The organism is Streptomyces sp. JN8, assembly GCF_055808075.1.
This window is the reverse complement of sequence record NZ_CM147852.1, coordinates 6,964,059-6,981,194: the sequence shown is the minus strand read 5'-3', so window position 1 is coordinate 6,981,194 and position 17,136 is coordinate 6,964,059. Positions and strand designations below refer to the sequence as shown.

Annotated in this window: 20 protein-coding genes and 1 riboswitch; of the genes, 12 read left to right on the top strand and 8 right to left on the bottom strand. The window is 73.6% G+C overall.

The features are described 5' to 3' along the window. Positions 1-3: 3 nt before the first annotated feature. The 5 genes from ACY0MR_RS30900 to ACY0MR_RS30880 form a co-directional block, all read right to left on the bottom strand. Entirely contained in the window at positions 4-669 is a 666-nt protein-coding gene (locus tag ACY0MR_RS30900) for an urease accessory protein UreF (RefSeq protein WP_404086157.1), read from the bottom strand. Further along, complete coding sequence (locus ACY0MR_RS30895; RefSeq protein ID WP_473556578.1) at positions 669-2,390, bottom strand: urease subunit alpha; 1,722 nt, start codon at positions 2,388-2,390, stop codon at positions 669-671. Before ACY0MR_RS30895 ends, ACY0MR_RS30900 begins: the two co-directional genes overlap by 1 nt. Next, entirely contained in the window at positions 2,383-2,763 is a 381-nt protein-coding gene (locus tag ACY0MR_RS30890) for an urease subunit beta (protein WP_388805156.1), read from the bottom strand. The genes ACY0MR_RS30895 and ACY0MR_RS30890 overlap by 8 nt, the downstream gene beginning before the upstream one ends. Positions 2,764-2,776: 13 nt before the next feature. Next, positions 2,777-3,079, bottom strand: coding sequence for an urease subunit gamma (locus ACY0MR_RS30885; protein WP_361857021.1), 303 nt, complete (start codon positions 3,077-3,079; stop codon positions 2,777-2,779). 153 nt (positions 3,080-3,232) lie between these two features. After that, complete coding sequence (locus ACY0MR_RS30880) at positions 3,233-3,859, bottom strand: TetR/AcrR family transcriptional regulator (RefSeq protein WP_473556575.1); 627 nt, start codon at positions 3,857-3,859, stop codon at positions 3,233-3,235. A 102-nt stretch (positions 3,860-3,961) separates the two neighbouring features. On the opposite strand from ACY0MR_RS30880, the gene ACY0MR_RS30875 reads away from it, so the two are divergent. Then, positions 3,962-4,969: an ABC transporter permease gene (locus ACY0MR_RS30875; RefSeq protein ID WP_473556573.1), complete on the top strand. Its 1,008-nt coding sequence runs from the start codon at positions 3,962-3,964 to the stop codon at positions 4,967-4,969. Between the two features lie 91 nt (positions 4,970-5,060). On the opposite strand, the gene ACY0MR_RS30870 is transcribed toward ACY0MR_RS30875, so the two are convergent. After that, a complete protein-coding gene (locus ACY0MR_RS30870; RefSeq protein WP_388805166.1) occupies positions 5,061-5,339 on the bottom strand; it encodes a type II toxin-antitoxin system Phd/YefM family antitoxin in 279 nt (92 codons plus the stop codon). 43 nt (positions 5,340-5,382) lie between these two features. Between ACY0MR_RS30870 and ACY0MR_RS30865 the strand changes: the two genes are divergently transcribed. From ACY0MR_RS30865 to ACY0MR_RS30855, 3 genes are all read left to right on the top strand, one after another. Further along, positions 5,383-6,021: an ATP-dependent Clp protease proteolytic subunit gene (locus ACY0MR_RS30865; protein ID WP_473556570.1), complete on the top strand. Its 639-nt coding sequence runs from the start codon at positions 5,383-5,385 to the stop codon at positions 6,019-6,021. 7 nt (positions 6,022-6,028) lie between these two features. Beyond that, positions 6,029-6,334, top strand: a complete 306-nt coding sequence (locus ACY0MR_RS30860; protein ID WP_361857006.1) for a hypothetical protein — start codon at positions 6,029-6,031, stop codon at positions 6,332-6,334. Positions 6,335-6,724: 390 nt separating this feature from the next. Then, positions 6,725-6,855, top strand: a riboswitch (cyclic di-AMP (ydaO/yuaA leader). 3 nt (positions 6,856-6,858) lie between these two features. After that, entirely contained in the window at positions 6,859-7,335 is a 477-nt protein-coding gene (locus ACY0MR_RS30855) for a C40 family peptidase (protein ID WP_388805170.1), read from the top strand. Positions 7,336-7,477: 142 nt separating this feature from the next. Here ACY0MR_RS30855 and ACY0MR_RS30850 read toward each other — a convergent pair whose 3' ends face one another. Both ACY0MR_RS30850 and ACY0MR_RS30845 read right to left on the bottom strand, forming a co-directional pair. Then, positions 7,478-7,915 (bottom strand): ATP-binding protein, encoded by a 438-nt coding sequence (locus ACY0MR_RS30850; RefSeq protein ID WP_361857000.1) that lies wholly within the window; start codon positions 7,913-7,915, stop codon positions 7,478-7,480. A gap of 157 nt (positions 7,916-8,072) precedes the next feature. Continuing rightward, positions 8,073-9,254, bottom strand: coding sequence for an 8-amino-7-oxononanoate synthase (locus tag ACY0MR_RS30845; protein ID WP_473556568.1), 1,182 nt, complete (start codon positions 9,252-9,254; stop codon positions 8,073-8,075). A gap of 143 nt (positions 9,255-9,397) precedes the next feature. Here ACY0MR_RS30845 and bioB point away from each other — a divergent pair, with 143 nt between their 5' ends. From bioB to ACY0MR_RS30805, 8 genes are all read left to right on the top strand, one after another. Further along, on the top strand, positions 9,398-10,630 hold the full coding sequence (bioB, locus tag ACY0MR_RS30840) for a biotin synthase BioB (RefSeq protein WP_473556565.1): 1,233 nt from the start codon (positions 9,398-9,400) through the stop codon (positions 10,628-10,630). After that, on the top strand, positions 10,623-11,921 hold the full coding sequence (locus ACY0MR_RS30835; RefSeq protein WP_361859949.1) for an adenosylmethionine--8-amino-7-oxononanoate transaminase: 1,299 nt from the start codon (positions 10,623-10,625) through the stop codon (positions 11,919-11,921). Before bioB ends, ACY0MR_RS30835 begins: the two co-directional genes overlap by 8 nt. 88 nt (positions 11,922-12,009) lie before the next feature. Continuing rightward, entirely contained in the window at positions 12,010-12,741 is a 732-nt protein-coding gene (gene bioD / locus ACY0MR_RS30830) for a dethiobiotin synthase (protein WP_473556563.1), read from the top strand. Positions 12,742-12,901: 160 nt separating this feature from the next. Next, positions 12,902-13,246, top strand: a complete 345-nt coding sequence (locus ACY0MR_RS30825; RefSeq protein ID WP_388805185.1) for a VOC family protein — start codon at positions 12,902-12,904, stop codon at positions 13,244-13,246. Positions 13,247-13,256: 10 nt separating this feature from the next. After that, positions 13,257-13,937, top strand: a complete 681-nt coding sequence (locus tag ACY0MR_RS30820; protein WP_392862679.1) for a class I SAM-dependent methyltransferase — start codon at positions 13,257-13,259, stop codon at positions 13,935-13,937. Positions 13,938-14,001: 64 nt separating this feature from the next. Next, a complete protein-coding gene (locus ACY0MR_RS30815; protein WP_473556559.1) occupies positions 14,002-14,427 on the top strand; it encodes a GNAT family N-acetyltransferase in 426 nt (141 codons plus the stop codon). Positions 14,428-14,644: 217 nt separating this feature from the next. Next, the gene (locus ACY0MR_RS30810; protein WP_361859963.1) at positions 14,645-15,988 is read left to right on the top strand and encodes a hemolysin family protein; all 1,344 of its coding nucleotides are present in this window, start codon (positions 14,645-14,647) and stop codon (positions 15,986-15,988) included. Next, positions 15,985-17,004, top strand: coding sequence for a hemolysin family protein (locus ACY0MR_RS30805; RefSeq protein WP_388805197.1), 1,020 nt, complete (start codon positions 15,985-15,987; stop codon positions 17,002-17,004). The genes ACY0MR_RS30810 and ACY0MR_RS30805 overlap by 4 nt, the downstream gene beginning before the upstream one ends. Positions 17,005-17,136 lie beyond the last annotated feature (132 nt).

Genomic DNA, 17,136 nt, shown 5'->3' with positions numbered 1-17,136 from the left:
GGGTCAGGAGGCGAAGAGGCGGACGGGCCAGGAGGCGTGCTGCTCCGCGGTGATGTCGAGGAGGGGCGCGGAGGCCGCGGGCAGGGCGTCGACGCCCTGCCGCGCGGCGCGCGCCGCCTCCTCGGCGACCAGGTCCATGGCGGGGGCGAGGCGGGCGAGGACGGCGGTGGCCTGGAAGGGGTCCAGGCCCAGCAGGCGGACCACCGCGGTGGCGGGGCCGCCGACCGTCTCGTACGCGACGCAGTGGGCGGCGTCCTCGGGGCCGAGCCCGGCGGCGCGGGCGGCGACGCCGAGGACGACCGGTTGGTGGGCGCCGCGCGGGAACGCGGCGGCGAGCGCGTCGAGTTCGGCGCAGGGCCAGGCGGCGCGGGCGGCCCGCATCATCTGGCGGCCGAGTCGGCGGGCGGCGGTGCGCAGGGCGGGCGACGGGGTGCGGGCGTCGGCCGCCGCGTCGAGGTCGACCGGGTCGAGTCCGTGGGCCGCCGCGGCGGCCAGGGCGGCGGAGGTGAGGCCGGTGGTGTGCAGCCGGCCGCGGCAGAAGGCCTCCAGTCCGGCCGCGTCCCGGATGCGGCCGGCCCTGACGGCGGCCTCGGCACCGCCGGAGTGGGCGTGCCCGCCGGCGGGGAACCGCCCGTCGGCGAGCACGAGGAGTGCGGCGCGCCGTGTCATCAGAAGAGGAAGTAACGCTGGGCCATGGGCAGTTCGGCGGCGGGTGCGGGTTCGACCGCGTCGCCGTCGATCGTGACCGTGAAGGTGTCGGCGTCGACCTCGACCCGGGGCATCGCGTCGTTCTCCCTCATGTCCGTCTTGGAGACCCGGCGGGTGCTGCGGATCGGGGTGAACTCCTTGTTCACGCCCAGGCGTTGCGCGAGGTCGTCCTCGATCGCCGCCTGGGCGACGAAGTTGACCGAGCCGGCCGCCGCGGCCTTTCCGAGCGCGCCGAACATCGGCCGGGGCAGGACGGGCTGGGGGGTGGGGATGGAGGCGTTGGCGTCCCCCATCTGGGCGTAGGCGATCTGGCCGCCCTTGAGGACGGTGAGCGGCTTCACCCCGAAGAAGGCGGGTTCCCAGAGCACCAGGTCGGCGAGCTTCCCGGGTTCGACGGAGCCGATGAGGTGGTCCATGCCCTGGGCGACGGCCGGGTTGATCGTGTACTTGGCGACGTAGCGGCGGGCGCGGTGGTTGTCGGCGCGGCCGTCTCCGGGCAGGGCCCCGCGGCGCTTCTTCATGACGTGGGCGGTCTGCCAGGTGCGCAGGACCACCTCGCCGATGCGGCCCATGGCCTGGGAGTCGGAGGAGATGATCGAGATGGCCCCCAGGTCGTGGAGGACGTCCTCGGCGGCGATGGTGGAGGGCCGGATCCGGGACTCGGCGAAGGCGAGGTCCTCGGGAACGGCCGGGTTGAGGTGGTGGCAGACCATCAGCATGTCGAGGTGTTCCTCGATGGTGTTGACGGTGTGCGGCCGGGTCGGGTTGGTGGAGCTCGGCAGGACGTACGGCTCCGAGACCACGGTGATGATGTCGGGCGCGTGCCCGCCGCCGGCGCCCTCCGTGTGGTAGGCGTGGACGGTCCGTCCGGCGATGGCGGCGAGGGTGTCGCCGACGAATCCGGCCTCGTTGAGGGTGTCCGTGTGGATCGCGAGCTGGGCGCCGGTCTCCTCGCACACCCGGAGGCAGGCGTCGATCACGGCGGGGGTCGCCCCCCAGTCCTCGTGGATCTTGAACCCCAGGGCCCCGCCGCGCAGTTGGGAGTGCATGGCCTCCCGGGACATGGTGTTGCCCTTGCCGAGCAGGCCGATGTTGACGGGGAAGACGTCCAGGGCCTCGAACATGCGGGCCGTGTGCCAGGGGCCGGGGGTGACCGTGGTGGCCTTGGTGCCCTCGGCCGGTCCCGTTCCGCCGCCGACGAGGGTGGTGACACCGGTGGCGAGGGCCTGCTCGACGACGGTCGGCGAGATGAAGTGGACGTGGGCGTCGACGGCTCCGGCGGTGACGATCCGGCCGTTGCCGACGATGATCTCGGTCTCGGGGCCGATCACGAGGTCGGGGTGGACGCCGTCCATGGTGTCGGGGTTGCCGGCCTTGCCGAGGGCGGTGATCCGGCCGTCCCGGATGCCGATGTCGGCCTTGACGACACCCCAGTGGTCGATGACCACGGCGCCGGTGATCACCGTGTCGGGGGCGCCCTCGGCCCGGGTGGTGCGGGCCTGGCCCATCGACTCGCGGATCACCTTGCCGCCGCCGAAGACGGCCTCGTCGCCGGCCCGGCCGGGGCCGCCGCTGCGGTCCTCCTCGATCTCGACGAGGAGGTCGGTGTCGGCGAGCCGGATGCGGTCGCCGGTGGTGGGGCCGAACAGGTCGGCGTGGACGGCGCGGTGCAGGTCAGGCACGGTCGGCCCCCTCGGTCTCGGAAGGCTCGGCGGCCGTGTCGACCCGGGGCGCCCCGGCGGGGGTCCGGTCGAGCGGGCCCGCGGTCGCGCCGCGCAGGCCGGGCACGATCCGGCGGCCGGCGAGCGGGACGAGTTCGACCTCGACCGGGATGCCCGGCTCGAAGCGGACGGCGGTGCCGGCGGCGATGTGCAGCCGCAGGCCGTGCGCGGCGGCGCGGTCGAAGTCCAGGCCGGGGTTGACCTCGGCGAAGTGGTAGTGGGAGCCGACCTGGACGGGCCGGTCGGCGGCGTTGAGCACGGTCAGTCGCGTGACGGGGCGGCCCTCGTTGAGGGTCACGGGTCCCTCCGCGTACAGGATCTCTCCGGGGATCATCTGCGCGGCCCGTTCAGACGATGGGGTCGTGGAGGGTGACGAGCTTGGTGCCGTCGGGGAAGGTGGCCTCGACCTGGACGTCGTGGATCATCTCGGGGATGCCCTCCATGACGTCGTCGCGGGTGAGCACCTTGCGTCCCGAGGCCATGAGTTCGGCGACGGTGCGGCCGTCCCGGGCGCCTTCCAGGACGTGGGAGGTGAGCAGGGCGACGGCCTCGGGGTGGTTGAGGCGCACGCCGCGGGCCAGGCGCTTGACGGCCACGTCGGCGGCCACATGGATGAGCAGGCGTTCCTGTTCGTGCGGGCTCAGTTGCACTCTTCCACCTCACAGTCGTCGACCGGGACACCCGGCAGCTGCGGACCCTACCGACCGTCAACACCTTGTTGAACTGCGGAGATGCGGCTCGCGGCCAGACATTGCACGTTAGGGCGGAAGTTTTTCCGGCTCGTTAACTGCGGCTTTGCTCTTTCATGATCGTCCGACCGGATCGACAGACATGGACATCAGTCCGCGCAGACCGTCCTCCAGAACCTCGACGGAGACGTCCCCGAAGAGGGCCTGCTGGGCGATGAAGCCCTGGACGACGGCGATGAGCGTGCGGGCCATGTGGTCGGCGGGGACGTCGGCGGAGAGGACGCCGCTCTCGCGGTACACGGTGACCAGGTCCGTCCAGGCGACCCGCATGCCGTGGTACCCGTCCGCGAGGGTCTTCGCCAGCTGCTCGTTGCGCAGGGTCTCCGTCCACACCTGGATGATCAGCCGGGCGAAGGCCTGCCCGTCGGCGCCCTCGATCCGCTCCTCCAGGAAGAGCCGGAAGACCGCGCCGATCAGCACGTCGGGAGTGGGCGGCGGGGTGGTCCGGGACGCCTCCTCGAAGGCTCCCCGGATCCCGGCGAACGCCTCGGACGCGATGGCTCCGATGATCTCGTCCTTGCCGCGGAAGTACCGGTAGACCGCGCCGGCCGACAGGCCGACCTCGCCCAGCACGTCCTGCATCGACGTGGCGTGGAAGCCGTTGCGGGCGAAGCAGCGCCCCGCCCCGTCGAGGATCTGGCGCCGCCGGGCGTCGAGGTGTTCCTGGGAGACACGAGCCATGCCACGAACCTAAAACGAATATTCATTCTTGACAACTCCCGGGGTCCGCAGGAGTGTGGACACTCGAAAACGAACGATCCTTCTCTTTGAATCGAGGACCCCATGTCCGCCAACGCCACCGCCCTCGGCGCGGGGCGCAGGACCATCGCGGTGATGGCCCTCATCCCCGTCGTCGTCGCCCTCACCCTCTGGGCCTTCGCCTGGCCGGCGGCGCGTACGGCGCCCCGCGACCTGCCGATCGGGGTCGCGGGACCCGCCCCGGCGGCCGCCGCCGTGGAGCGCGGTCTCGCCCGCCACGAAGGCGCCTTCGAGGTCCACCGCTACGAGGACGGGGCCGCGGCCCGCGCCGCGATAGAGGACCGCCGTGTATACGGAGCGGTGGTCGTGACCCCCGGCGGCACGGAGCTGCTCACCGCGTCCGCGGCGAGCCCCGTGGTGGCCGGGCTGCTGCGGGAGGCCTTCGCCGCGCCGACCACCGGCGGCACGCCGGTTCAGGTCACGGACGTGGTCGCCGCCCCGGCGGGCGACCCGCGGGGCGCCGTCCTCTCCTCCAGCCTGCTGCCGCTCGCCCTGGCCGGAGCGGCGGCCGGCGTCGTCGTCACCCTCCTGGGGCTGCGCGGCGGACGGGCGGCGGGCGCGCTCGCGGGTGCGGCGGCGCTCGCCGGCCTCGTCGGTACGGCCCTCGCGCACAGCTGGCTCGGGGCGCTCGGCGGGAACTGGTGGGCGGAGGCCGGGGTCCTGAGCCTCACCGTCCTGGCGATCGGCTCGACCTTCGCGGGGCTCGCGGCGCTGATCGGGAAGCCGGGCCTCGGGCTGGGCGCGCTGCTGATGATCTTGCTCGGCAACCCGTTCTCGGGGGTGGCGAGCGCGCCGGAGCTGCTGCCGAACCCCGTGGGGGTCATCGGCGGCTGGCTGCCCCCGGGCGCGGCGGGTTCGGCCCTCCGGTCCGTCTCGTCCTTCGACGGCGCGGCGGCGGGCGGCCCGCTGCTCGTCCTCGCCCTCTGGGCGGCGGCGGGCCTGGCGGCGACGGTGGCGGGAGGCGTGCGGAGCCGTCCGGCACCGGTGGAGCAGCCGCCCGTGGCGGTCCCGGCCCCGGCACGCGCGGGCTGACCCGCCCGCCCGGCAGGGCGAAGAAGACGGCCGCGTGCCCCCGCTGTAGCGGACGGGGGCACGCGGCTCTTCCGTGTGCGCGGGTGGAGCGTCAGGAGCCGCCCGGTTCGCGGTGGTGCGCGGCGATGCCGAAGCGCCGCTGTTCGCCGGTAGCGGAGTCGAGCGAGTGCAGGCCGGAGACGGAGCTGATCACCTGCTCGTCGGCGGGCTTCTCGGCCGCTTCGAGTTCTTCCAGGTCAGCGGCGGAGACCAGGGCGACGAGCGGCTTCCCGTGGCGGGTGACGACCACGCGCTCGCCGCCGTACACGACTCGGTTGATCAGGTCGGCGAGCTCGGCTCTCGCTTGCGTCACCGGGATCTCGTAGGTCATGCTCCCCATCTTACGGTCTGTACATCCTGTACATTTTTTACCGATGGAGGTACCCGCCATGGAGGCTCGCCACGTCCTGCCCGAGTTCACCGAGCGCACCAGCCACGGAACCCGGACCCTCGACCCCTACTCGAAGCTCCTCGAGTCCCGCATCGTCTTCCTCGGGACGCCGATCGACGAGACGTCGGCCAACGACGTCATCGCCCAACTCCTCTACCTGGACCACGCGGGACCGGACCAGGACGTCTCGCTCTACATCAACTCCCCCGGCGGCTCGGTCAGCTCCATGACCGCGATCTACGACACGCTGCGCTCGCTCCACTGCGACGTCGAGACCACCTGCCTGTGCCAGGCCGTCTCCACCGCCGCCGTGCTGCTCGCCGCCGGAACCCCGGGCAAGCGCATGATGCTGCCGGGCGCCCGGGTGACGCTCCGCCAGCCCGCGATGGACGAGCCGCTCCAGGGCCAGCCGAGCGACCTCGACATCCACGCCCGCGAACTGCTCCGCCTCCGCACGCTGATGACGGGGATGCTGGTCGAGCACACGGGCCGGGAGCGGGACCGCGTCGAGGCCGACCTCGACCGGCTCACGGTGCTGGACGCCCCGGCGGCGCTCGCGTACGGCCTGGTGGACCACGTGATCACGAGTCGGCGCGCGGTCGCCGGCGGCGCGGCGCGGTGACCCGGCCGTGGTCCCCGAGTTGCCGCCGCTGCCCGCGCTGACCCGCGCCGAGGGGGAACTCGTCGACGCCTACCTCGAGGTCGTCGACCTGCTCGGGAAGATCAATCCGTCCCGGGGCACGCACACCTACGGCGCCCTGCGCGCGGCTCAGGCCCTGGTGGGGCGGGCGGAGGCGCTGTTGCGGGCCGTGACGCTGATGCACCTGCGGGGCGAGAGCGAGGTGCACGCGGACACATTGGCGCGCGCCCTGCGGGTGTTGGACGGCGAGCGCAGGACCGGTCGCGTCACCGTCCGGCAGACCCCCGCGAGTTGACAGGACCGCGTGTCGTGTCCAGGTCCGGACGGCCGACGCGCACCGCAGATTCGCTCCCTCGTTCGGCGTAGTCGACGAGTCGACATATGTGCCGGGTGACTTGCACAGCAGGTGTACGCATTTGGCGGAATGGGACGTTCCACCGCTGGTGCGAGGCTCGTCGGCCCCGCCTCCGAAGATCACAAAGGCTCTCTGTCCACCCGAATGGATCAGTCGTGAGGAGCCTCACATATCGCCGTTTCAGCTCGGATTTCGGCCCTGTTGTGGGTCAAGATCCCTGTCGACGACAAGCCCCCGCCACCGCGGCGGGGCGGTCCGGGCGGACGCCGAGTCCTGCCGCTGTCCCGGACGTCTGGTCGACAGAAGTGGATCGGCAGGAGTGGAGGACCCGATTTTTACGGGGCGTACGCGCTGTTCCGGCAGCGGGATCGTCCCTTGGGGTGAAGCCGCGTCAGCGGCCGGGCATCTTCGCCAGCCCGAACCCGACAGGTCATCCTTCGCAGGCGGCTGACGAAGGGTTGCGCATGACTGCGCAGATGCACGTCCCGTCCCTGCTGTCCCGGGCCGGAGCCGTCTCGGCTCTCACCCTCGCCGCCGTCGGCGGCACGCTGTTCGCACCCGGTGCGGCGGTCGAGGCCCAGGCAGCCACCACGCACGCGAACAAGGCACTGAGCGTCGCCGCGTCCAAGAAGGGAGCTCCGTACCGGTACGGAAGCAGCGGGCCCTCCCGGTTCGACTGCTCCGGTCTGACGCTCTACGCGTACAAGAAGGCGGGCAAGTCGCTGCCCCGCACCGCGCAGCAGCAGTACAACAAGACCCGGCACATCTCCGCCTCCACCAGGCAGAAGGGGGACCTGGTCTTCTTCCACTCCGGCGGAAGGGTGTACCACGTCGGCATCTACGCCGGCAGCGGCAAAATCTGGCACTCGCCCAAGACGGGTTCCTGGGTGAAGCTCGACAAGATCTGGTCGTCGAAGGTCTACTACGGCCGCGTCCGCTGATCAGGCGGCGGTAGCGGTTCGTCTGTGGGGGGGGTGCGGTGGCGCCGCCGTACCCCTGACCGACGGAACTCGACCCCGGGAACCCCGGCCGTCCGGGCCGGGTCCTCCTCACGGCCGGCGGGCGGGACCGCGCTCCGGCGGACTAACAGCTGGCCAGCGGGACCGCGGTCCAGGGAAGAGTGATCCAGACCGTCTTGCCCCCGTCGTCCGTCGGCGTGACCGACAGACGGCCGCCGGCCTCCGCGGCCAGGACGCGGATGATGACCATGCCCCGGCCGTTGTCCTGCTGGACCGCCGCCGGGAGACGGCGCGGACGGCGCGGATGGCTGTCCGTGACACCGATGTACAACTGCTCCTCGCGCTCCAGGCGGACGTCGACCGTGAAGGTCGGCGACTGGCCCAGGGTGTGCAGCACGGCGTTGGTCGCCAGCTCGGAGACGATCAGCCGGATGGCGTCCGCGATGTCCGCGGCATCGTCCAGGCCCCAGTCCGCGAGGACCCCGGCGACGTACCGCCGGGCCGTGGGGACCGAGGCGGGATCGCTCGGCAGTGTGACGGATGCTTCCTGGTGATCTGCCATGGCGACGCTGTCCCTTTCCCACCGGGGCCAACGCCCCGGATTGCGCTTCGCGTCAGAGTGCCACCGATCGCGCCGCGCCGTGCGGCGTTCCACCAAGATATGTCCCCATCTGTCGCCCGAAGCGGTGAACTCTGCTGCCCGGGAACGCTCTTGGCCGCTACCCGGCGGAGGGCGCGGTGCGCAGGACCGTCGCCACCGCCGCGTCGATCTGCGCGTCCGTCAGATCGGCCCGCGCCGTGAGCCTCAGCCGCGAGATGCCGTCGGGCACCGACGGGGGCCGGAAGCAGCCGACCGAGAGGCCCTGCTCCCGGCAGTCCGCGGCCCAGCCGAGCGCGGCCTCCGGGGAGGGCGCGCGCACCGACACCACGGCCGCGTCGGGCCGGGCCGCCGTGAGGCCGGCCTCGGTGAGCAGCCGGTGCAGGGTGGCCGCCACGGTGCGGGCCCGCTCGGCGAGACCGGGCTCGGCCCGGATCAGCCCCAGGCTCGCGAGCGCGCCGGCGACGGCGGCCGGGGCGAGGCCCGTGTCGAAGATGAAGGTGCGGGCCGCGTTCACCAGGTGCTCGATCACCCGGGCCGGGCCGAGGACGGCGCCGCCCTGGCTGCCGAGGGACTTGGAAAGGGTCAGGGTCGCGACGACGTCCTCGTCGCCCGCGAGGCCGGCCTCGTGGAGTGCGCCCCGGCCGCCTTCGCCGAGGACGCCGAAGCCGTGGGCGTCGTCCACCAGGAGCCCGGCGCCGTGTGCGCGGCAGGCCTCGGCGAGTTCCGCGAGCGGGGCCTTGTCGCCGTCGACGGAGAAGACGGAGTCGCTGACGACCAGGGCCCGCCGGCCGGGGTGCGCGCCGAGCGTCTTGCGTACGGCCTCGGGGTCGGCGTGCGGCACGACGGACGTCTCGGCGCGGGCCAGCCGGCACCCGTCGACGATCGAGGCGTGGTTGGCCGCGTCGGAGACGAGCAGGGAGTCCCGGCCGCCGAGCGCGGTGAGCGCGGCGAGGTTGGCGGTGTAGCCCGAGGAGAAGACGAGGGCCGCCTCGAATCCGCAGAACGCGGCGAGTTCCCGTTCGAGCCGGGTGTGCAGCCGGGTGGTGCCGGTGACCAGCCGGGAGCCGGTGGCCCCTGCCCCCCACCGGCGGGCCGCCTCGGCCGCCGCCCCGGTCACCTCCGGACGGCGGGTGAGGCCCAGGTAGTCGTTGCCCGCCAGGTCGAGCAGGTCCGAGTCGGCGGCCCGCGGCCGCAGGGTGCGGACGAGACCCGCGTCGGCCCGGCGGCGCGCCTCGGCGTCGGTCCAGTCGAACGCGGTGCGGCGGGCACCCGCGGTCCGTGCGTCCTCGGCCTGTGGCATGCGGCGATCCTTTTGTAGGCAGCGCACAGACCCTAACCGCAGGGTGCCGAGGTCGGGATGTGGTCATCCACACACCTCTCTCGGGGGCGTTTGTTCAGTTCCTCCTTGGCCCGGGGGTGGGCGGTAGGCGAGGATCAGCGCTTATGGACCTGCTGAACACGCTGGTGGACAAGGGGCTGCGGCGCGAGCTGCCGAGCCGTGCAGAAGCACTCGCCGTCCTGGCGACCTCCGACGACGAACTGCTCGATGTGGTGGCGGCGGCCGGGAAGGTGCGCCGCCAGTGGTTCGGGCGACGGGTGAAGCTCAACTACCTGGTGAACCTGAAGTCGGGCCTGTGCCCCGAGGACTGCTCGTACTGCTCGCAGCGGCTCGGCTCGAAGGCCGAGATCCTCAAGTACACCTGGCTGAAGCCGGACGAGGCCTCGCGGGCCGCCGCCGCGGGTGTCGCGGGCGGGGCCAAGCGGGTCTGCCTGGTCGCGAGCGGCCGGGGTCCGACGGACCGGGACGTCGAGCGGGTCGGCAGGACCATCGAGGCCATCAAGGAGGAGAACGAGGGCATCGAGGTGTGCGCCTGCCTCGGTCTCCTCTCGGACGGGCAGGCCGAGCGGCTCAAGGACGCCGGCGCCGACGCGTACAACCACAACCTGAACACGTCCGAGGCGACGTACGAGGGGATCACCAAGACCCACACGTACGCCGACCGGGTGGACACCGTGCAGAAGGCGCACGCCGCCGGTCTGTCCGCCTGCTCGGGCCTGATCGCGGGCATGGGCGAGACGGACGAGGACCTCGTCGACGTCGTCTACGCGCTGCGTGAGCTCGACTCCGACTCGGTGCCGGTCAACTTCCTCATCCCCTTCGAGGGGACGCCGCTCGCCAAGGAGTGGAACCTGACCCCGCAGCGGTGTCTGCGGATCCTGGCGATGGTGCGGTTCGTCTGCCCCGACGTCGAGGTCCGGATCGCCGGCGGGCGCGAGGTGCACCTGCGGTCGATGCAGCCCCTCGCGCTGAACATCGCGAACTCGATCTTCCTCGGCGACTACCTGACGAGCGAGGGCCAGGCCGGCCAGGCCGACCTGGACATGATCGCGGACGCGGGCTTCGAGGTGGAGGGCGCGGGCACGACGACGCTGCCGAAGCACCGCGCGGACGCGCTCGCCGCGGCGGGCGCGACGGAGGGCTGCGGGACGGCGTCCTCGGGCGGCTGCGGCTCCGGGGCCCCGGCCGGCTGCGGCCCGCACGGCGAGGAGGGCGGGGGCTGCGGCCCCTGCGGCGGCCACGCGGCTCCGGCGGCGGCCTCGGCGGGCGACGCCCGCACCGACCTGGTGGCCGTGCGCCGCCGGGGCGCCGGCACGGACCTCGCGCCGAATGCCTGACGGCGCGCCCCTCGGCACCGGCGAACTCCTCGCCCTGGACCGGGCGCACGTCTGGCATCCGTACGGCCCCATGCCGGGCCGCGCGGAGCCGCTGGTCGTCGCGTCCGCGTCCGGCGTGCGCCTCCGGCTCGCCGAGCCCGCCGAGGGCCGGGACGAGCTGGTCGACGGCATGTCCTCGTGGTGGTCGGCGGTCCACGGCTACAACCACCCCGTGCTCAACGAGGCGGTGCGCGGGCAGCTGGAGAAGATGAGCCACGTCATGTTCGGCGGGCTCACGCACGAGCCGGCCGTCCGGCTCGCCGCACGGCTCGTGGAGATCACCCCGGAGCCGCTGCGGCACGTCTTCCTCAGCGACTCGGGCTCGGTCTCCGTCGAGGTCGCGGCCAAGATGTGCCTGCAGTACTGGCGTTCGCTGGGCCGTCCCGGGAAGCAGCGGCTCCTCACCTGGCGCGGCGGCTACCACGGGGACACCTGGCAGCCGATGTCCGTGTGCGACCCGCAGGGCGGGATGCACGAGCTGTGGGCGGGGGTGCTCCAGCGGCAGGTCTTCGTGGACGCGCCGCCGGCCGTCTACGAGGAGTCGTACGCGGAGCTGCTGCGGACCCGGATCGCCGAGCACGCGCACGAGCTGGCCGCGGTGGTCGTGGAGCCGGTCGTGCAGGGCGCGGGCGGGATGCGCTTCCACGACCCGGCGTACCTCCGGGTGCTGCGCGAGGCGTGCGACGCGCATGACGTCCTGCTCGTCTTCGACGAGATCGCGACCGGTTTCGGCCGGACGGGCACGCTCTTCGCCGCCGACCAGGCCGGGGTCTCCCCCGATGTGATGTGCGTGGGCAAGGCGCTGACCGGCGGCTACCTCTCGATGGCGGCGACGCTCTGCACGAGCCGGGTGGCCGACGGGATCTCGCGCGGCGAGGTTCCCGTCCTGGCGCACGGGCCGACGTTCATGGGGAACCCGCTGGCGTCGGCCGTCGCCCTCGCCTCGATCGACCTGCTGCTCTCCCAGGACTGGCAGGTCGAGGTCAAGCGGATCGAGACCGGCCTGCGGGCCGGGCTCGCCCCGGCGGCCGGCCTTCCGGGCGTCCGTGAGGTGCGGGTGCTCGGCGCGATCGGCGTCGTCCAGCTCGACCACGACGTCGACATGGCCGCGGCCACGGCGGCTGCGGTGCGGGCGGGCGTGTGGCTGCGGCCGTTCCGCGACCTGATCTACACGATGCCGCCGTACGTGACGGGCGACGAGGACCTGGCCCGGATCTGCGCCGCCGTGTGCGCGGCGGCGAGCGCGGGCTGACCACCGGCACCGCGGGAACGGACAGGCCGCGGGAACGGACAGGTCGCGGGGACGGGCAGACGGACCGGCGGCCGGATCGAGGAGAACAGTGGGAATCATCGTCGTCAGCGGTACCGGGACCGAGATCGGCAAGACCGTCGTCACGGCCGCCGTCGCCGCGCTCGCCACGGCCGCCGGCCGCACGGTCGCCGTCCTCAAGCCCGCGCAGACCGGCGTCGGGCCGGACGAGCGCGGGGACGCGGACGAGGTCGTCCGGCTCTCGGGCGCGGCGGGCTCCGCCGAACTGGGGCGCTTCCCGGAGCCGCTGGCCCCGGGGACGGCCGCCAGGCGGGCGGGGCTCGCCCCGGTCGGGCCCGGGGAGGTCGCCGAGGCCGCCCGGAAGCTGGCCGGGGAGTACGACCTGGTGCTCGTGGAGGGGGCCGGCGGGCTGCTCGTCCGCTTCGACGAGGACGGCGGCACCCTCGCCGACGCCGCCGCGCTGCTCGGCGCGCCGGTGCTCACGGTGGTCCCGGCCGGTCTCGGGACGCTCAACTCCGCGACCCTGACCGCGGAGGCGCTGCGGGCGCGCGGGATCGCCCAGCTGGGCGTGGTGATCGGCAGCTGGCCGGACGCGCCGGACCTGGCGATGCGCTGCAACCTGGCGGATCTGCCGAGGGAGGCGGGCGCTCCGCTGCTCGGGGCCGTGCCCGAGGGGTCGGGCTCGCTCGACCCCGCGGACTTCCGGGCGGCCGCGGCCGACTGGCTGGGGCCGGAACTCGGCGGCAGGTGGGACGGGGAGGCCTTCCGGGAGCGGTTCACGCAGCCGTACCCCGGAGTCTGAGGGTCCGGCCCGCGACCCGGAGCTCGCCAGCGCACCGCGCGGGGAGTGCACCCGCGGGGAGCGCGGCGGCGAACGCTGCTGGTGACGGGGGACGCCGCTCGTGACGGGGGACGCCGCTCGTGACGGGGACGCGCGCGCCTCCACTCCGTAGGGTGGAGGCATGCGCGCTCACGTTCAGGAGATCGTCTTCGACTGCGCCGACCCGGCGGCCCTGGTCCGGTTCTGGGCCGGCCTCCTCGGTGGCGTCCCGGTCGACCGGAGCGGCGACTGGTCGTACGTGGACCCGCCGGACTTCGTCCGGCTCGCCTTCCAGCGGGTGCCCGAGGGCAAGACCGCGAAGAACCGCGTCCATCTCGACCTGGAGGTCGCGGACCCGGTCCGCGCCGGCGACGAGGCGGTGGCGGCGGGGGCGTCCCTGGTCGGCGGCCCGGTGACCGACGCGCAGGGGTCCTTCCAGGTCGTACGGGACCCGGAGGGCAACGAGTTCTGCTTCGTGACGGGCTGAGGAGACGCCGATGACACCGCCGCGCACCCCGTCGACGCCGCCCGGTCCCCCGGCGCCGTCCGGCGTCCACCATCCGCTGTTCGCCCGCTTCTACGCCCGGTTCAGCGTGTCCGCCGACGTCAAGGGCGGGCTCGGCGCACTGCGGGCGGAGCTGCTCGCCGGGCTGTCGGGCCGGGTGATCGAGATCGGCGCGGGCAACGGTCTGAACTTCGCGCACTACCCGCCCGCCGTCACCGAGGTCGTCGCGCTCGAACCGGAGTCCCGGCTCCGGCGGCTGGCCGGGGAGGCCGCGCTCCGCGCCCCGGTGCCGGTGACCCTGCTCCCGGACACCGCCGAGGCGCTGCCGCTGGAGGACGCCTCCTTCGACGCGGCGGTGGCCTCGCTCGTCCTCTGCACGGTGCGGAACCTCCCGCAGACCCTCGCCGAACTCCACCGCGTGCTGCGCCCCGGCGCGGACCTGCGCTTCTTCGAGCACGGTCGGGCGGACACCCCCGGCCTCGCCCGGGTGCAGCGGGGACTCGACCGGACGGTCTGGCCGCTGCTCTTCGGCGGCTGCCACACCTCCCGCGACCCGCTCGCGGCGATCGAGGCGGCCGGGTTCGCCCTGGGCCCGTACCGCTCCTTCGACGTGCCGGAGCAGGGTCCGCGGCTCCCCTCCTCGCCCTGTGTCCTGGGCTCGGCCCGGCGGTAGCGGGTGCCGTCTCGCGGAACGGAAGTCCTGGCAGCGGACCGACCCGGCGTGATGGGATCCGGCCATGATCGACCTGCAGATACGTCACGCCACCCCCGAGGACGCCGAGGCGGTCCTGGCCTTCTGGAAGGAGTCCGCCGAGGGCACCTCCGTCTCCGACGACCTGGACGGGGTGACCCGGCTCGTCGCCCGCGACCCCGGAGCGCTGCTGCTCGCGATCTCCGACGGCCTCCTCGTCGGGACGCTCATCGCCGGCTGGGACGGCTGGCGCGCCTCCCTCTACCGGCTCGCGGTCCTGCCCGCGTACCGTCGCCGGGGCATCTCCACGGCGCTCCTGCGGGCCGCCGAGGAGCGCTTCGCCGCCCTCGGCGGACGGCGGGTCGACGCCATGGTCCTGGAGGAGAACGAGACCGGCCGGCATCTGTGGGCGGCGGCCGGGTACGAGCGACAGGACCACTGGCGCCGCTGGGTGAAGCCGCTCTCCGACTGAGCCGCGGATCCCGGCCGCTCCCCCGCCGACGTGCCGTTTTGCCGATCCTTTACCATGGTCTCCCATCCGTCCCCCCGACCGAAAGGCGTGAGCGTCCGCCCATGGGCGAGCCTCCCAGTAGTACCGACGCGGGTACTGCTCCCGAAAGCACCGGCCCCGACGGCCGACATCGAGCGTTCCTCCTCCCCCTGACTGATCATGGGACGGAGGTGAACCGATGACCGAAGTGCTTCTGCTCCTCCTGGCGCTCCTCCTCTCCGTCGCGTGCGGCGCGTTCGTCGCGGCCGAGTTCTCGCTGACCACGGTCGAGCGCCGCGAGCTGGAGGACGCCGCGGAGCGCGGCGAGCGCGGCGCGTCCGGAGCGCTCAAGGCCGTCAGGTCGCTGACCTTCCAGCTCTCCGGCGCCCAGCTGGGCATCACCGTCACGAACCTGGTCGTCGGCATGCTCTCCGAGCCCTCGATCGCCAAGCTGATCCGCGGCCCCCTGGAGGACCTCGGCTTCTCCGCCTCGGTCGCCTCCTCCGTGGCGCTGGTCCTGGGCACCGCCCTGTCGACCGTCGTCCTGATGGTGGTCGGCGAGCTGGTCCCCAAGAACTGGGCGATCTCCTCGCCCCTCGCGGTCGCGAAGGTGGTCGCCACCCCGCAGCGGGTGTTCACCGCCGCCTTCAAGCCCCTGATCAGCCACCTCAACAACACCGCGAACCGGATCCTGCGCCGGCTCGGCATGGAGCCGACCGAGGAGCTGGCCTCGGCGCGCTCCCCGCAGGAGCTCGTGGCGCTGGCCCGGCACTCCGCCAAGGAGGGCGCCCTGGAGGCGGACACGGCCGAGCTGTTCGTCCGCACCCTCAACCTGGCGGAGCTCACCGCGGAGAACGTGATGACGCCCCGCGTGCAGGTCACGGCGCTCGACGTGCAGGCCACCGCCGAGGACGTCGCCAACGCGACCCGGGCGACCGGCCTCTCCCGCTTCCCCGTCTACCGGGGCAGCCTCGACGCGGTCGTCGGCATCGCCCACATCAAGGACGTCCTGGCCATACCGGCCGAGGAACGGCGCCACCGCGGGGTGGGCGAGCTGCTGCGCGAGCCGCTGCTCGTCCCCGAGACGCTGACCGTGGACCGGCTGCTCGACCGGCTGTCCGGCCGCCAGACCATGGCCGTCGTCATCGACGAGTACGGCGGTACCGCCGGGGTCGCCACCCTGGAGGACATCGTCGAGGAGGTCGTCGGCGAGGTGCGCGACGAGCACGACCCGCACGAGACGCCGGACCTGGCGCGGGCGGGCGAGGACGCGGACGGGCGCGAGCTCTGGTCCGCCGACGGCGCCGCCCGCACGGACCAGGTGGAGATCATCGGCCTCCGGGTGCCGGACGGACCGTACGAGACGCTCGCGGGCTTCGTCGCCCACGAGCTGGGCCGCATCCCGGCCGTCGGGGACACCGTGGACCTGGACGGCTGGCGGCTCGACGTCGCGGACGCCTCCGGTCGGCGCGCCGCCCGCGTGCAGCTGCACGCCCCCGCGGCGCGGGAGCACGGGGACGAGACCGGGGAGGCCGGCCGATGATCGCGATCCAGTTGTTGATCGGTCTGCTGACCCTGATCGTCAACGCCTTCTTCGTCGGCGCCGAGTTCGCCCTGATCTCGGTCAGGCGCAGCCAGATCGAGCCGCTGGCCGAGGAGGGGAACCGGCGGGCCCGCAGCGTCATCTGGGGGCTCGAGCACGTCTCCGCGCTGCTCGCCGCGGCGCAGCTCGGCATCACCCTCTGCACCCTGGTCCTCGGCATCGTCGCCGAACCGGCCATCGCGCACCTGCTCGAACCGGTCTTCGACGCGGTGGGCGTGCCGCACGGGCTGGTCCACCCGATCTCGTTCGTGATCGCGCTGAGCGTCGCCACGTACCTGCACATGCTGCTCGGCGAGATGGTGCCGAAGAACATCGCCCTGGCGGAGCCCACGCGGACGGCGCTCCTGCTCGGCCCGCCGCTGGTGACGCTGGCCCGCGCGCTGCGGCCGGTGATCTTCGCGATCAACGCCTTCGCGAACGTGCTGCTCAAGCTCCTGCGGGTGGAGGCCAAGGACGAGGTCTCGGCGACGTTCTCGGACGACGAACTGGCCCGGATGGTGACCGACGCCGGTGACGCCGGCCTGCTCGACGACCGGGCGGCGGAGCGGCTGCACGACGCCCTCGAACTGGGCCGCCGGCCCGTGCGGGACGTCGTGATGCCGCCGGAGAAGGTCGTGTACGCGCAGGTGGGCACGACTCCGGAGGAGCTGGAGGCGCTGTCCGCGCGGACCGGCTACTCGCGCTTCCCGACGGTCGACGAGAACCGCCGGATCCTGGGCTATCTGCACGTCAAGGACGCGCTCGACGTCCTGCCGCGCGACGAGCCGTTCCCGGTGTCCGCGCTGCGGCCGGTCGCCCGGGTCCGGGCGGCCACGCCGCTGGACGACGTCCTGACCGCGATGCGCCGCAGCCGGACGCACCTCGCGGCGGTGCTCGACGAGGACGGCAAGCCGGCCGGCCTCGTGGCGATGGAGGACGTGCTGCGGGAACTGGTGGGCCGCCCGGCGGCCCCGTAGCGGCAGGTCACACGGGCGAGGGGCCCCGGGAGCAGGCGCTCCCGGGGCCCCTCCGCCGTGCCCGGCCGGAGGCGGCCGGGCACCGGTCACCGCAGGGCCGGGTCCCCGTCCGGGCTCCGGCGGCGGGCCGCG